This is a genomic window from Colwellia sp. Bg11-28 (assembly GCF_002836245.1).
In the GTDB taxonomy this organism is placed as follows: domain Bacteria; phylum Pseudomonadota; class Gammaproteobacteria; order Enterobacterales; family Alteromonadaceae; genus Colwellia; species Colwellia psychrerythraea_A.
This window is the reverse complement of sequence record NZ_PJBA01000008.1, coordinates 1-13,709: the sequence shown is the minus strand read 5'-3', so window position 1 is coordinate 13,709 and position 13,709 is coordinate 1. Positions and strand designations below refer to the sequence as shown.

General features: G+C 35.8%; 18 protein-coding genes and 2 pseudogenes. 4 read left to right on the top strand and 16 right to left on the bottom strand.

The annotated features are described in order from the left end of the window. Positions 1–278: 278 nt before the first annotated feature. Both CXF79_RS23535 and CXF79_RS23920 read left to right on the top strand, forming a co-directional pair. Positions 279–440 carry a hypothetical protein gene (locus CXF79_RS23535; RefSeq protein WP_198560088.1) on the top strand — a complete coding sequence of 54 codons (162 nt, stop codon included), beginning with the start codon at positions 279–281 and terminating at the stop codon, positions 438–440. After that, positions 436–664: pseudogene (locus tag CXF79_RS23920) on the top strand (tyrosine-type recombinase/integrase); the annotation flags it as partial. The gene CXF79_RS23535 and the pseudogene CXF79_RS23920, both read left to right, overlap by 5 nt. Positions 665–674: 10 nt before the next feature. On the opposite strand, the gene CXF79_RS16110 reads toward CXF79_RS23920, so the two are convergent. The 11 genes from CXF79_RS16110 to CXF79_RS16060 all read right to left on the bottom strand — a co-directional run bounded on the left by CXF79_RS16110 (position 675) and on the right by CXF79_RS16060 (position 10,052). Next, entirely contained in the window at positions 675–1,820 is a 1,146-nt protein-coding gene (locus CXF79_RS16110) for a Fic family protein (RefSeq protein WP_101156450.1), read from the bottom strand. A 1,367-nt stretch (positions 1,821–3,187) separates the two neighbouring features. Continuing rightward, on the bottom strand, positions 3,188–3,781 hold the full coding sequence (locus CXF79_RS16105) for a hypothetical protein (RefSeq protein ID WP_101154019.1): 594 nt from the start codon (positions 3,779–3,781) through the stop codon (positions 3,188–3,190). An 87-nt stretch (positions 3,782–3,868) separates the two neighbouring features. Then, positions 3,869–5,236 (bottom strand): zonular occludens toxin family protein, encoded by a 1,368-nt coding sequence (locus CXF79_RS16100; RefSeq protein ID WP_101156446.1) that lies wholly within the window; start codon positions 5,234–5,236, stop codon positions 3,869–3,871. 89 nt (positions 5,237–5,325) lie between these two features. Then, positions 5,326–5,730 carry a hypothetical protein gene (locus tag CXF79_RS16095; RefSeq protein ID WP_101156444.1) on the bottom strand — a complete coding sequence of 135 codons (405 nt, stop codon included), beginning with the start codon at positions 5,728–5,730 and terminating at the stop codon, positions 5,326–5,328. Beyond that, positions 5,727–7,184: a hypothetical protein gene (locus CXF79_RS16090; protein WP_198560087.1), complete on the bottom strand. Its 1,458-nt coding sequence runs from the start codon at positions 7,182–7,184 to the stop codon at positions 5,727–5,729. The genes CXF79_RS16095 and CXF79_RS16090 overlap by 4 nt, the downstream gene beginning before the upstream one ends. A 120-nt stretch (positions 7,185–7,304) precedes the next feature. Beyond that, the gene (locus CXF79_RS16085; RefSeq protein WP_101154016.1) at positions 7,305–7,532 is read right to left on the bottom strand and encodes a hypothetical protein; all 228 of its coding nucleotides are present in this window, start codon (positions 7,530–7,532) and stop codon (positions 7,305–7,307) included. 15 nt (positions 7,533–7,547) lie between these two features. Then, a complete protein-coding gene (locus CXF79_RS16080) occupies positions 7,548–7,802 on the bottom strand; it encodes a hypothetical protein (protein ID WP_011041226.1) in 255 nt (84 codons plus the stop codon). Positions 7,803–7,808: 6 nt separating this feature from the next. Continuing rightward, positions 7,809–8,153 carry a hypothetical protein gene (locus tag CXF79_RS16075; protein WP_101156441.1) on the bottom strand — a complete coding sequence of 115 codons (345 nt, stop codon included), beginning with the start codon at positions 8,151–8,153 and terminating at the stop codon, positions 7,809–7,811. A 27-nt stretch (positions 8,154–8,180) separates the two neighbouring features. Next, positions 8,181–9,614: a replication initiation factor domain-containing protein gene (locus CXF79_RS16070; RefSeq protein ID WP_101156439.1), complete on the bottom strand. Its 1,434-nt coding sequence runs from the start codon at positions 9,612–9,614 to the stop codon at positions 8,181–8,183. Next, entirely contained in the window at positions 9,604–9,807 is a 204-nt protein-coding gene (locus CXF79_RS16065) for a hypothetical protein (protein WP_011041731.1), read from the bottom strand. The genes CXF79_RS16070 and CXF79_RS16065 overlap by 11 nt, the downstream gene beginning before the upstream one ends. Positions 9,808–9,809: 2 nt before the next feature. Beyond that, complete coding sequence (locus tag CXF79_RS16060; RefSeq protein ID WP_101156436.1) at positions 9,810–10,052, bottom strand: hypothetical protein; 243 nt, start codon at positions 10,050–10,052, stop codon at positions 9,810–9,812. A 112-nt stretch (positions 10,053–10,164) separates the two neighbouring features. Between CXF79_RS16060 and CXF79_RS16055 the strand changes: the two genes are divergently transcribed. Beyond that, complete coding sequence (locus CXF79_RS16055; protein ID WP_101156434.1) at positions 10,165–10,554, top strand: hypothetical protein; 390 nt, start codon at positions 10,165–10,167, stop codon at positions 10,552–10,554. On the opposite strand, the gene CXF79_RS16050 is transcribed toward CXF79_RS16055, so the two are convergent. The 3 genes from CXF79_RS16050 to CXF79_RS16040 are packed head-to-tail and all read right to left on the bottom strand — an operon-like array spanning position 10,547 to position 11,444. Then, positions 10,547–10,771 (bottom strand): hypothetical protein, encoded by a 225-nt coding sequence (locus CXF79_RS16050; protein WP_101156432.1) that lies wholly within the window; start codon positions 10,769–10,771, stop codon positions 10,547–10,549. The genes CXF79_RS16055 and CXF79_RS16050 overlap by 8 nt on opposite strands. After that, the gene (locus CXF79_RS16045) at positions 10,771–11,256 is read right to left on the bottom strand and encodes a hypothetical protein (protein ID WP_101156429.1); all 486 of its coding nucleotides are present in this window, start codon (positions 11,254–11,256) and stop codon (positions 10,771–10,773) included. The genes CXF79_RS16050 and CXF79_RS16045 overlap by 1 nt, the downstream gene beginning before the upstream one ends. Further along, the gene (locus tag CXF79_RS16040; protein ID WP_101156426.1) at positions 11,256–11,444 is read right to left on the bottom strand and encodes a hypothetical protein; all 189 of its coding nucleotides are present in this window, start codon (positions 11,442–11,444) and stop codon (positions 11,256–11,258) included. Before CXF79_RS16040 ends, CXF79_RS16045 begins: the two co-directional genes overlap by 1 nt. Positions 11,445–11,569: 125 nt before the next feature. On the opposite strand from CXF79_RS16040, the gene CXF79_RS16035 reads away from it, so the two are divergent. Then, positions 11,570–12,142: a hypothetical protein gene (locus CXF79_RS16035; protein ID WP_101156424.1), complete on the top strand. Its 573-nt coding sequence runs from the start codon at positions 11,570–11,572 to the stop codon at positions 12,140–12,142. Between the two features lie 196 nt (positions 12,143–12,338). On the opposite strand, the gene CXF79_RS16030 is transcribed toward CXF79_RS16035, so the two are convergent. Both CXF79_RS16030 and CXF79_RS16025 read right to left on the bottom strand, forming a co-directional pair. Beyond that, positions 12,339–12,878: a DUF7010 family protein gene (locus CXF79_RS16030; protein WP_101156420.1), complete on the bottom strand. Its 540-nt coding sequence runs from the start codon at positions 12,876–12,878 to the stop codon at positions 12,339–12,341. Between the two features lie 138 nt (positions 12,879–13,016). Continuing rightward, positions 13,017–13,709: pseudogene (locus CXF79_RS16025) on the bottom strand (IS3-like element ISCps9 family transposase); the annotation flags it as partial.

The window sequence follows — 13,709 nt, the reverse complement described above, 5'->3', positions numbered from 1 at the left end:
AAAGATTAAAGCAAAAAATACCCGTAAAATACCCCCTATTTAATAAATAACGCTAAAAACATATCTAACTAAAAAGTGCACTCGCATCCGCTCACAAGTACGGAAGTGCAAAAGAGACTAGGAGATTAGAACTTAACGATATCTGATAGCAATGATACGTGATTATCCTATTATCTCAGTTTTATCAGCAGCGACTTAATAAGCATTGTAAAATTCGTAGTGCGGCAGGAGCTCGTGGCGTAACTGTGTATCATGATATTGCATACTTATGAAGTGTAATGAAAACAGCACTCCCTACTTTTTATGTATCAGTAAATGGAAAAATACTTGAAGATGATGTACCTGTATTAATTGATATGAAGCTTGTCGGTAAAAGCCAAAAGAGAACACGCAGACCTACTGACAATGAATTAGAAAAACTGATAAAACCTTCTTTTTAATTCTACATCAGTAACTGCTGGTTTTCAGGGTGTAAGAACGGCTTTAGGGGTAACTTGACCTCAGATATCATTATTTAAGGAGGAAAAGCGGATCTAGGTTATTTGATAAAGGCTACAGCATAGAAGAAGTAGCCCAAGTAACAGGACACAGAAATTTGAAGATATTATGGCAAGTCTATATTCAATTTTTCCTTCATAAGCAGCATGATAAATTCAAAAATTGAATGTTTTTGACTAATCTATTGAGGGAATAAAGTCTTCTTGTTCTAATATTTTTATCAAACAACGCATTAGAGAGTTGTTAACAAAATTAACATGATAAGTCCTTCCATTTTCAGTAAAGGGTTTTATTAATCCAGCTTCTTTCATTTTTGAAAGTTGATGGGTTTTCTGTCTTGATGTCAGGTCTTTAAAAGCAGATTCAAGCTCATTAGCATTGAATTTTTGAAGCTTGATCCCTTCTAGCAAAACATCAGCCTCAAGCTTATTTAAGTATCCTCGTTCAACTGATAATTGTATTGTAGGGTGTAGTATTTTTTTATGAAGATAACCAAAATCTAATAATTTATTAACTTTAGATATCTCATCAACAATTCCCTTTAATACATATTCACACCAATTTAATAAAGATGTGTCATCACCTTTATCTGCTTCAGATAATCGTTCGTAGTATAAATTCCTATCGTTACAAAATACAGCTGTAGGATTTAGCAACTTACCTTCTTGAACATTAAAGCCATACTTAATAAGCATTGCATAGGTTAACAATCGCACTACACGGCCATTTCCGTTACCAAAAGGATGAATCCATGTAAACCTGTGATGTGCGATGGCTGTTTTAAGTAATTCATGTCTATCAGGGTCTGCATTATTGATAAAACCAACAAGTTCATCCATATATCCTTGGACACGATAAGCTTCAGGAGGGATGTGTTCAGCCTTAGATATTTGTACATTCCATGTACGATAAGCTCCAGGAGTTTTATCGCCTTCTTCCGTTAGCCCATCAACAGCTAAATGATGCAATTCCCTAATAAAAGTATGCGTAATTTCTGTGCCCTTAGAAATACTTTTTTCAATGTAATCCATAGCCTTTTCAACATTTGCTATTTCTGAAAAGCTTTCTGTATTTTTGGGCTTGTTTTCGATTTTTTGTTCAATATACTCAGAAATAGTTGTGCGATTACCCTCAATTCTTGCCGAGCCGACACTTTCAAGGATGTGAAAAATATTTTTAAGCTGGAAAAACATCCAAGGAGCGGTTGTACCGCTAAGGTTCATACGCCTGAGATGATTTAATTCCATTAAAGTATCAGTCAATGAAGAATCAAAAATTGGACTGACTAGTCTAAGATTGAAGTCTTTAAATGATGCATCCATACTTTACTTTACCTTATGATTAGGTTTGAGTAGTTAGTAACTACATAGTGTATTAGTTTCTAACTACATTGTTAGCTAGTAACTACATAGTGTATTAGTTTCTAACTACATTGTTAGCTAGTAACTACATAGTGTATTAGTTTCTAACTACATTGTTAGCTAGTAACTACATAGTGTATTAATTCCTAACTACATTGTTAGTTAGTAACTACATAGTGTATTAGTTCCTAACTACATTGTTAGCTAGTAACTACATAGTGCATTAGTTCCTAACTACATTGTTAGTTAGTAACTACATAGTGTATTAGTTTCTAACTACATTGTAAGCTAGTTCCTAACTACATAGTGTATTAGTTCCTAACTACATAGTGTATTAGTTCCTAACTACATTGTAAGTTAGTTCGTAACTACATAGTGTATTAGTTCTCAACTACATTGTAAGTTAGTTCGTAACTACATAGTGTATTAGTTCTCAACTACATTGTAAGTTAGTTCGTAACTACATTGTAAGTTAGTTCCTAACTACATTGTAAGTTAGTTCCTAACTACATAGTGTATTAGTTCCTAACTACATTGTTAGCTAGTTCGTAACTACATAGTGTATTAGTTCTCAACTACATTGTAAGTTAGTTCGTAACTACATAGTGTATTAGTTCTCAACTACATTGTTAGCTAGTTCGTAACTACATAGTGCATTAGTTCTCAACTACATTGTAAGTTAGTTCTTAACTACGTAGTAAACTCCTAGATCGTTCTTTAGAAACTTATTCATAAAAATGCAAAAGTTAAAATAACTACAACGACTAAAAGTAAAGGAATTGTGTGAAGCCGTATTTTGGTGGTATCTACCCCCGTAATACATAATGAGAGCTAGCGCACTCGCTACGCGAAGAAGTAATGAAGTGACTAAATATTAAATGAATCGCTGCGCTCGTTTAGTGCAGTTTGTTTTTTTCTTAACGCTTCGCTAAAAAAGAACAAACCTAAAACTGACAAATCGCTGTAGGCTTTGGTATATAACGCTTACAGAGGCACTCCGAAAAAACTTTACCCCCGTATTACTAAACGGGAGTAAAATCTTTCATTTCCTCCCAACGCTCAATTCCTCTTCCTCGTTGCTCAGGCTTCGCCCTCGTCCTCGTCATCATCGCTCAGGGTCGTCAATTGAAAGCTCATTGGCCTAAAATAATTGCAGTAGTCATTAAGTAAAAGAAAAGAGAAAGTTCAAAAGAAGGTTTAGCAGGAACGCGGATTAAGATTTTTATGTGTTGAACAACTGGAGAACGCGAGCAACGGTTTCCCCAGTTGCTCTATCTCTAATAAAACTACGTTTTATGTTACGCTCCGCTTCATGCTTCGCATAAGGTTTATTCTTTAGGTATAGGCATTTGATTATAGGCGTGAGTAATAATTTGGTTCAAATCATGACCAGAAGCTAACATCTGATTATAAAGCGCTGAGGCTTGCGGTGTAAGCGTTGTATTAACCGTCACTAACTTACTCGCTTTCTTTTTATCCCTAGCCTTTTTAGCTCTTTGTGCCCCTGTTAAAGCATTAGCCAATTTAGGGCGACCAATTTTTTTAGGTATGTCATTAAGCTGCAATTGAATCTCTTTAGTGTTACGCGAAACGATAATAGTATCACAAGTGCTCTCAATTGATAAATCATCGTCTTTCTTTTGCGCTTCAGTAAATTCTACCTGTTCAACTTCAAGTGACTTAATAGTATTTTCAAGCGTAGAACGCGCACGAATGATATTAACTGATGCAACATCTTTTCTCTTAGCATCAAGAACAAGCTGTATCAGCTCACCATGAACCGTATCAAAATCAATAAAGCCATTAAGGTTCAAATCATCAAACAAAGACTTAATTTGATACAAAGGCATACCATTTAATAGCGATTTATCTGCTAAATGAACTATGTTTAATATTTCTTGTAGCTCTTTGATGTTGTTCATATCATCCCTCTTAGTTAGTAAGATAATTATATGTTACGCGTAACACCAAGTAAAGGTTTATGTTACGTGTAACGATAAATGAATCAACTAAAGTAATGACAACTCAACAGGGCTATTACCCCTGACTTCTTGAAATGGCTCACTCGGTTTAGTTGGCTCACAATACACATAGTTACTGTGATTATTTGACCTTAATTCAACTAAACAGTCTGAGCTAAAGAAAATCTTATAACCCATCGCTATTAACGATTCAGAGCCAACATTTAACACTTCATCATTAATATAAGCAGTGAAGACATAATCACGAGTAACACGATGCTTATTAAAATAAACCGTATTAACCGCATTGATATACATCTTGGTCGCACCGAACGGCAGCGCTACAAAATTATTAGGCGCAGTAACAGTCGAAACGCTAGCACGACGAAAAGAAAAAGGATTAATCTCCCCATCACTTTTTTGAGTAGGACGAACGGAAACATTAGCAACTTGAGCAGCAGCCGCTGAAGCTTTCGGACTTTGTGAAATCGCATTAGGTAAACTATTCGCCAACGGTTCATCAACTTCAATGCTTTCATCGTCGAAGAAAAAGAAAACCATATACACAAGATAGGCAACCACAAAGGCGAAGCCAACAATAACACTAGGAGTAATAGGCGACTGACCAGCGCCCGACTTAGTAGATTTTCCTGTTGCTGTGGACTTATAAAGTTTGAAAACATCGAGCGGCACCTTTTTGAACGTGACAATATCGTTTTTACCAACAGAAATTCCGTTAGTTTTGGGTAAATGTTCTAGAATTCTAGGACGTCTTTTATAATAGGGAATTGGGATCGCATCTTTTGACGAGTGGGCATAAGCCACCTCACAAACAGAACGGATAAACGATGATATTTCTTTAATGTCAGGCGTGGCCAATAAGATATCCCAGTTGTAATGCCGATGACGCATAAAGCATTCACGTAGCGTTCTTGGATATCGTAAGTAATTTCGTTCATCAAAAAGAGATTCACCAATATCATCCTGATAATCTTCAATGTTTACATTGGACTTAATTTTGCGTTGTTCTTCATGATAAATTTCCGAAAACTCTTGAGGCAATAAATCATCAAAAGCGCCCTCAGTCTTATAGTCATAATCAGAAGCCTTAAAAGACTTATCATTTGGGTAAATATCTTGTATTTCATCAAGAAAAATAAGCGAGCCAATCGGCAACCAATGAAAAAAATTCCGCATCAACAACATACCCGTATCATTACCAATACTTATTCGTAACAATCTAGCCGTACTAGGAAAAACCTCTTTTAACTCGCGCTGTATCTCCTCAAGCGTTTTGATGCCCTGCAAATTAGTCACAACTACACGACCAAGACGTAAAGCAGGAACAATTTCAAACCACATGGCCGTCGATGATTTGTAAGAACCAGGGGGACCATGAAAAACTTTAGTAGCCATGACTTAACCTCTTTGCATATAAAACAAAACGACAAATGAAAGAACAATCAAAAAAGATAAACGCGCAGACAAATATATAAATCTAATCATTAAAAACTCATCTGATAAACAAGGCGGGTAATAAGCGCCTCAATAAGTAAGCTAAGCGCATCAAAAAAACGCATATCTGAAGCCGCTTGTCGTAAATCAGGCGGAAGATTAGAAATTGCCGTATTAACAACCTCATTAATGTTAATCATTTGAATAAAAGATAAGGCGACCTCATGAGCAAAAACCAACGTTTCATACATAAGATAAAACTTTAAATAAAGTAAATAACTCGTTAGCCAAACAAAAAAATCACCTATTGCAGTAGGAATAATGACAGTAAAAAACTCATAAATACTCATGAAAAAGATTGTGGCAGTATCAAAAAAACCAGTAACACCCGTTTGAGGAGCAGCAAAAACATCAAAGGAAAAACAAGCTAATAAAACAAAAATCAATAATTTCATGATTTAATCCCTCCAAGTACAATCGTCAACGCACTAAGGGCAGCAAGAAAATAAACAACATTGCCAACACCGCCAAAATACTCAGAAAAACGAGCCAATGAAACATCATGAGAACCCCATTTACCTAAATCAAGATTATTAGCCTGATAGCCAGCACCAGAACCCGCAGAAAAATTAAACTTTGCTTTTACCTCATTAACAAACAATCTATTCTCAACACCGATAGAAGCTTTAAGGCCATCAGTAAGACCAGTTAATGTTTCATCACCGATAAACATAGTGTCATAAGCAGAAAATTCAGCGACACCAAAATCTGATTGATAAGTACCACCCAGTTCATCACCCAAACCATCAATTTTATCACCCAAACCATCAATACCAGTACCCAAACCATTAACCGCATCAACAATACCTGAATCATCAAAATCACTAGAACCAATACCATTAATTGCATCTACAATATTGCCATCATAAAAAGGAGAAGCATTATTAACAGCATCAATAATGCCGTTCGCAGATTCGCTAATCGTTCTTTGAATATCATCAGTTTTTTCAACAATTGTGCGATTAGTAGTATCAGTGGTAGACGCTAAATTTTCAGTATTATCATTGCGAGATTTAACAACTTCATTTATTAATTTATCACCCTGCAAAGAGGACATACTTGAAGAAGAATCAGAAGAAGAGCCGTCAGGCTCATAATCAATATCATTTTCTGTATCAGGGTCAGTAGTCGTATTACTTGGAGAGCCAACATCAGAGCCAGAGCCACCAGAGCCAAAATCTAAATCACTAGGAGCGTCTTTAACATCACAATAATTATTAGCTAAGCTTGGAATACATTGTTCTTGTGCAGGAGTTCCATCATTACACGTCCCAGTACAAGACGTTGTACCGTCACCATTATCAGTATAATTAGAGGAAGCCATATCAAGATTATTAGCACACTGCTGTATAATTTTATCCCTGCATTGCTCAGCTGGTTCTTTGGGCGTATCAGAGCAACTATGAGTAAAATTATCAGCCTGTGGAGTACCGATATATTGAAAATCAGTTAATAACTTAGATTCACCCTGACAGATGTTATTCGCATAAAAGAAACACTCTTCTCTATCAGAGCAAATAAGTCCGTCATCAACAAAACTCGCTCTAAAAACAACACTAACAACAGCAGCATAATTATTATATTTTCGATAATAAACCGTAACAGTAGAAACATTACCAGAAACAGAAACACCTGATTGATTGCTTTTATTAAAATCATTACCACCCGTAACACTGCTATTAACAGTTGCAGGAAGAGCGCCAAGACATTCCTCTATATTAGAGCCACAAAGAGTTCCTGCAGGGACTAAAATCATCGAACTAAAAGACGCATTTTGACTAAGCCTATATTGCCCTGCATCTGAATAAAAACTAAAAAACATAAAAAGTAGAACAATATAACGCAACATAATAAGACCTAAATTTTAGGTAAAAAAAAGAGCTTCCTAAGAAGCCCTAATTCCGCTTGTAAATCCCTCGATACAGCAGTAATAAAGGCAACAAGCTAATAAAATGGTTGTGACCATCGCTTAACGACCGAACCAACCAAGCATTTTACCAACACCAAAACCAAGGATTGCTACACCAATAACACCCGCAATAACAGCGGTTACATTGCCACTACCTTCAGTCACTGCCGTACCAATTTGAGCCGTATAATCAGCCGCTTGAACAGCAGCAGAAGAGCCAGCAATTGCAGAAACAGCAGCTACAGTTTTAACTTTTTTTGTTTTTAAAAAACTAACTAATTTGTTCATGTTATAAACCTTATTTTATTTACCTAACCAGCGGGCAACACGCCCACCGAAATGTGATGTTAAAAAAGCCATAATTAGCGCTAATTCAACGATTGCGAACACTTCTACATCAAAAGCAAAAAGCAGATGTAGCGTTTCATTCATTTGTTGTAGTGAGCCACTTTGTAATTCAACGAATTCAGACTGACTCACCAAAACAAATTCTGTACAGTCAGTTTCTGCAACTATTTTTAAGTAACCTGTACCGTCATTAGCTGCACAAACCGACATAATTAATTAACCAGCCTTTTGTTGTTGAGCGGGTTCAATCACAAGCAGTACTGCTTTTGAATCAACGTAAACATTGCGGTAATCACCCACGTTCACAGGTAATTCAACCAAAGCACCGTGACTTTCTGAGAGCGTCTTAATGAAGAGCGCATCTTTTTCTTTTTCAGCGCTGATGCGCGCGGTTCTAATCATCTTTTGTTCTTGGTCAAAGCCATTAACAAAAGAGACTTCGATACCAATTTCGGTATAGCTGTTCTCTTGAGCTACACCGCCTTTATCGATATAACGGTTTTTAGTTAACTTCGTACCCACTAAAAGACCACGTAAAAAAATACCTGTTTGAATACTCATGTTTATCTCTCCAAAATAATTAAGTGTTTAAGCTGCTGCCGTTTGTGCTTGTTGTTGTAAAACCCACTCTTCAATAACAGAGGCTTTCAACCGTTTAGGCATTGACGAACGACAGTCGGGCTCTTCAATGTCTTTTACAAATTTCTCTACAATTTCACTATCTGATAACCCACAAATGACGCGCATCATGTTGATGGCTTTGCGAGTGCTGATAACTTGGTTTTCAACAATTTTTTCAATCGTCATGGTGGCTTGTTTAACCAATGTTTTGATTTTGCATTGCTCAACACTTAAAAAATTGAGTGCTGGGTAAGTGGCCGCAAGGTATTCACTCGGCTTTACCATGGCATCCAGTGGTATAACTCGTTGGCTAGAATGTAATTCAACTTCCCAACGTACCCACTTTGATTTCATATCACCAAGCTGTTTACCTTTTTCATAAATGCGTAAGAGCTTGCCCGATTCACGTGAGCCGATATAAAGCGTTTTCCCTTTACTTGGAATGAAACCAAAGGTTTTCTTAGCGGTTGATTTAGTGGACTCGTTACTGATTTCTTTTAAGTCTTTAAAATTCTCTTTCAGCATTTTTTCGGTTAAATGCCCAGACTCAACATACATATAACAAGCAGGGCGGCCGCCAGAGTTAAACTGGCCTTTCTTGGCTTTAGTCAATGCGCGCTTAATAGAGTGCTTCCCTGCGTAATCGTCATGCGCTAAATCAATACGCGTAATTTTCAAAGCGGGTATGTTTTTGATTTCGTCATAAAGGCGTTTCATATCCAAAGCGTTACAACCTGTTCCCATGAACGACACGTAACAACCAAGGTTTTTACCACCCCAACAAATAACACCCGCTTGTTCGCCATCAGCGTACAAAGTCGCTGAATAAGAATAATTAAAACGTCCTGTTGGATTATTCTTAACAGTCCAAATAAAGGTTTCCTGAGTGAAGACATTATTCAAACGACAAACAAAGCGTTCTACTTCGCCGCAACAAAGAACATCAAGTAAATCGACACCAATGTTGTCTAATAAGTTGTTTAATCGGTCACCATATTTAATGCCGGTATCGACTTCTAATTCGCCTTTTAACATGTCACGTAATTCATAACGTGCAGAAACTTCGTTGTCTGAAAGCGCGAGTGATTTAAGCGGTAAATCTTTATGTCTACGATTGTTATATTCACGCGTAATGGTGCTACAGGATTCTTTGTAACGACTCAAAATGGCTTCATATTCATGTGCGTTAAAGGCGTTAGTGCCTAACAGTTCTTTGTTTTTTGTGTTCTCAAGCTTTGCCAATTCACGGTTTAAGGCAGCATCTTTTGCCTTAACGATTAATTCGCTTTTGATACACGCGCCAATCTTTGCCATCTGCTTAATGTTTAATAATTCTTTGGGTGACCAAGTAAGTGATAGCGCATCAACTAAACAAGGGATTGTTGTTGGTTTAGTTTTCATCAAAAGCCCCTTGTCGTTGTAGTTCGTGATAGTTATTTTCATCAACTTCAATTAAGTTGAATTCGTGACCGTATACCGTTTGAAGAAATCCAATTAACGAGACTAAATTACAAAAGTGATGCACTTGGCCGTTGTGCTGTATAGCAACATCGCCCCAGTCTTCCCTTTGAAAATAGACGTTAGGATTATTCATGATTAAGCCGCTGCCTGTGCTTCTTGGCGGATAGCTTCTAGATTGATGAAAGTTTTTTCACGAGCTTTTAATTTTGATTTTATTGGTAATAAACCCTTGTGGATTTGTTGGCGAACGCTTACTTCTGTTTCGCCCTTAATGCGGGAATAGTCGGCTACACTAACGAAAGGCAAGCTTAAAAGGATTAAATCAGTTTTTAGTGATTCAAATTGGCTGTCTGTGAGTGTAATATTGCCTGTTAACATAATATCTCGCCTTTAGTGTCAATCCTTGTTACTTGGTGTAACTGACGAGATGATAAACTCACTCACAGTGACTTTCAATGCCTGTGAGTTACTTTTTTAGATGGTTTTAATTATGACTATGATTTCTAAAGATATTTTTTTTCGATTAATGAAAGAAAATAATGCTAAAACACTAAAAGAACTTTCAAATATGTATGGTTATAAAGATAACTGGGCAACAACAACCAGAAAACGTGAAGGAATACCGTTTGAAGCATGTGCAATGACATGTGAAAAATTTGGCGTTTCTATGGATTATTTATTATTTGGAGAAGAAAGTAATTCAATTGATATAAACGAGTTAAAAACGTCTATAACCGAGGGGATTTTTGCGATGATGCAAACTGATATGATCGTATTAAGCAAAGACGTCAAAATATCAACAATGGCCAATATAATAACGTCTGAGATTGTAGAAAATTGCGATATAAATATGAGTAAAAAAGTAAGAAAAGCTATTTAATAACCTTAAAAGTCCCTAAATCAATCACATTATCAACTGACTGTATTTCACTTTTATCAACTGTCAATTTTGCTTGTGCCTCCCAATCTCTAAGGTATTTGATTCTATAATCAGAATGAATATTTTTAATCTCAAAATAGCGTTTAATCAGCTCTTTTTCATGATAGACACTACTGGTTTTTTCAAACCTTAAAGCCTTAAAAACTGCAAAAAACACTATGAAGATAAGCGCCCAAAGTATGAATTCCATGTTATTTTCGTTCCGTAAGCAAATACACAAATGCTTAAAAAGTATAAAGTTAAAGTAAACACAGATTGCAAATTGATTAACCACATAATCGATTCATCCGTGTCATAAATAACAACCCTAACTCTATGAATTACTAAATAACTAATAGCAATTAAAAAATAAAAGCCATAAACAAATAATGTTGATTTCTCGTGCTTAATTTTTAAAGCCAAATGGATTATTAAAGAAAGAAAAACACAAAGTATACAACCAGCCGCACCAGCTAAGTAGAAGAAATAAAAACCAAGTGATGATTTTAAATACTGATTAAAAATACAAAATACTAAAGCCAAAGCAACAACAATTAAATTTGATTTATTATTTTCTTTATTCAAGAATGATAAAATAAAACAAACGAGATAAGCGCAAATATAAAATTTAGCTATAAAATGCGCAAACTCTAAAGGAATCATTAATTTTCTTTCTTTGGTCTATCTGGATGCCCTCCACCCTCACTAAAAAGGACTTGAGCCTCTGGCGAAATACTCAAAGTATCAGAAGAACTAACAACAGAATGTGCTGAGCTATCCTGTTCTGGCTTTGGCTCTGTTTTGAGGTTATGTTGATATTGGGTCGCTAACTGTCCGCTTTTTATTTCCATATTTATCCCTTAAACTTAAATTAAACGAAATTTGCGCGAATAATAAAATAATTTACAATACATTTACATTACAAGAGATTACAAAATTCAGCTTTCAAGTAAAAATAGCAATAAGGATATATAAAATGCTAAAAATATTAATAACAATCGGCTTATTAATAGTTTCAAATCAAACCTTTGCAAAATCAAAATGTGAACGGGAATGGAATGCGCTTAAGAATGTCCAATCTCAATTAAGGCATAAAAGTACTGAGTATTTAAGAGATAAAGAACGTAATAAACATAAAGAATATCAAAATTGCCGAAAGGGTAAGAATAAGAAATCAAAAAGTAATAAAACAAAAACTAACTATAAAACCTCAAAAAAAACAAATATACAAAATAGCCATATCAAATACCCAGATATTAAAAGCTATAGAACAAAAACCAAATACACTAACTTCAATTACTCAAAAAACTCTCTAAAGAAGCAAAAACCAAGAAAGAATCAATTTAGAGGTGAAAAGCTAGAAGCATGGTTAAGTCATTTCAAAACACCACAAGTATGTATGGCCCCTAAAGAAATGTCACAATTTGCAAAATGCGTAAGTTATAGAAAAGAAGAAAAAGAAAAATTCAATATAGAGTGGACAGCAAACCACAATAAAAACAATTTAAATGTACAGGGCGGTATTTGGAAAACTGATTCTGAACGCTAAAAACTAACATTTCTAGCTCCACTTGGAATGCTAACTTTTGCCACAAAGCGGTCGTTAGGTTATTAGCGTCGAACAGCACTTTAGATTAGATTTTGTATCGATAACGCCACGTTAAGCGGCAAAAAATTGTTGGCTAAAATTGTGAACGGAGTGAAACAGCCAACTGTTTTTTGTCCGTTTGAACGCCTTGTTAGGGCTATATTACTGCATATTTGACTGTTGAATTCTCTTTAAGAAGAAGTAAACACGTAAGTAAATACAGAGGGATAAGAGCTAAAAAAGTATATGTATAAGAAAACTCGCTCCCTCCAAAAGCCATTACACATCCTACAGCAGGCATAGCAAAACCTAAAAAGTAATAAGCTTTACTTTTATAAAGCCATCCAAAAGGAATGAAATGAGAGCCAAAAAGAATCGCTAAAACGAATGGAAACCAATTGGGAATTAATTGAAGTACTAAGATAAGCACTGGCCAATATAAAAATTGAGCACAGGCTAAAACTGTGGCCAAGTTTGATAATGGCGGAAATTTAGCAAATGGATTAACTTTGAATATTTTTGATATAAAGAAAGCTATTGGAAATGTACTACCAGTAGCAAAGATAACCATTATCAAAGCCTGCCTTTGTGGGAGAAAATTAATGACTAAAGCGCAAATGCACATTACGATTAATCCAGCAAATGGAAAACCGATCCCCTTTTTAGTAAAACGTATTAACTCATCTCTATTATCCATTACATCTCCAGAAATTGATCTATAGCTCTAACGCCCACGTTAAGGGGCTAAAAATTAGTTTGCTAAAATGTGTAGCGAAGCGAAACCGATCAAACTGTTTTTAGTGATCTTCCCCCGATAAAGTGGACACCATCCACTTTAATTCACCGCCAATTCAAACTCAGCAGGTGTTTTATATCCTAAACTTGAATGCAATCGTTGTCTATTGTAAAAATAGTTCATGTAACCTTTTAATTTTGAATGTAATTTATCAGTAGTCGCGAAGACATTCCCTCTGATTAAATCAGCTTTTAATGAATGAAAAAATGATTCAACTTCAGCATTATCAGTACAACAACCTGGACGGTTCATACTCGCCGTAATGTTATGTTTAACTAAGAACTGCTGCACTACATGTGCTCGATATTCAGCGCCTCTGTCAGTATGAAATAACAAGGGTTGTGTCGGTTTACGCTTCTTTATTGCTAGCTGCAGCGCTTTCAGTGTCAGCGCTGTTGATTTGTTCTGACCAAAAGCCCAACCAATGATACGACGTGAAAATAAATCTAATACAACGGCTAAGTAATACCATCGCACTCCTACTTTCAGGTACGTAATATCTCCCGACCATTGCTGATTGATAGCATCAGGCTTACTTATGTTTTTACGATTGTTTTTGATCGCTTTATAAAAGAACTTCACCTTAGCTGGCCTGCTATAAGTCTTGAGCGCTCTAGCGCGTAAGCCATTTTCTCGCATCAACCGTGCAACACGCTTCTCACTCGTTGTAATACCTTCACGCTTTAATGCATGAAATACGCGTGGGCTGCCGTAGGTTTGATGATTGTTATT

Coding starts and splice junctions, on each gene's coding strand:
- CXF79_RS23535 (WP_198560088.1), top strand. CDS start 279: ATGAAAACAGCACTCCCTACTTTTTATGTATCAGTAAATGGAAAAATA.
- CXF79_RS16110 (WP_101156450.1), bottom strand. CDS start 1,820: ATGGATGCATCATTTAAAGACTTCAATCTTAGACTAGTCAGTCCAATT.
- CXF79_RS16105 (WP_101154019.1), bottom strand. CDS start 3,781: ATGAACAACATCAAAGAGCTACAAGAAATATTAAACATAGTTCATTTA.
- CXF79_RS16100 (WP_101156446.1), bottom strand. CDS start 5,236: ATGGCTACTAAAGTTTTTCATGGTCCCCCTGGTTCTTACAAATCATCG.
- CXF79_RS16095 (WP_101156444.1), bottom strand. CDS start 5,730: ATGAAATTATTGATTTTTGTTTTATTAGCTTGTTTTTCCTTTGATGTT.
- CXF79_RS16090 (WP_198560087.1), bottom strand. CDS start 7,184: ATGTTGCGTTATATTGTTCTACTTTTTATGTTTTTTAGTTTTTATTCA.
- CXF79_RS16085 (WP_101154016.1), bottom strand. CDS start 7,532: ATGAACAAATTAGTTAGTTTTTTAAAAACAAAAAAAGTTAAAACTGTA.
- CXF79_RS16080 (WP_011041226.1), bottom strand. CDS start 7,802: ATGTCGGTTTGTGCAGCTAATGACGGTACAGGTTACTTAAAAATAGTT.
- CXF79_RS16075 (WP_101156441.1), bottom strand. CDS start 8,153: ATGAGTATTCAAACAGGTATTTTTTTACGTGGTCTTTTAGTGGGTACG.
- CXF79_RS16070 (WP_101156439.1), bottom strand. CDS start 9,614: ATGAAAACTAAACCAACAACAATCCCTTGTTTAGTTGATGCGCTATCA.
- CXF79_RS16065 (WP_011041731.1), bottom strand. CDS start 9,807: ATGAATAATCCTAACGTCTATTTTCAAAGGGAAGACTGGGGCGATGTT.
- CXF79_RS16060 (WP_101156436.1), bottom strand. CDS start 10,052: ATGTTAACAGGCAATATTACACTCACAGACAGCCAATTTGAATCACTA.
- CXF79_RS16055 (WP_101156434.1), top strand. CDS start 10,165: ATGACTATGATTTCTAAAGATATTTTTTTTCGATTAATGAAAGAAAAT.
- CXF79_RS16045 (WP_101156429.1), bottom strand. CDS start 11,256: ATGATTCCTTTAGAGTTTGCGCATTTTATAGCTAAATTTTATATTTGC.
- CXF79_RS16040 (WP_101156426.1), bottom strand. CDS start 11,444: ATGGAAATAAAAAGCGGACAGTTAGCGACCCAATATCAACATAACCTC.
- CXF79_RS16035 (WP_101156424.1), top strand. CDS start 11,570: ATGCTAAAAATATTAATAACAATCGGCTTATTAATAGTTTCAAATCAA.
- CXF79_RS16030 (WP_101156420.1), bottom strand. CDS start 12,878: ATGGATAATAGAGATGAGTTAATACGTTTTACTAAAAAGGGGATCGGT.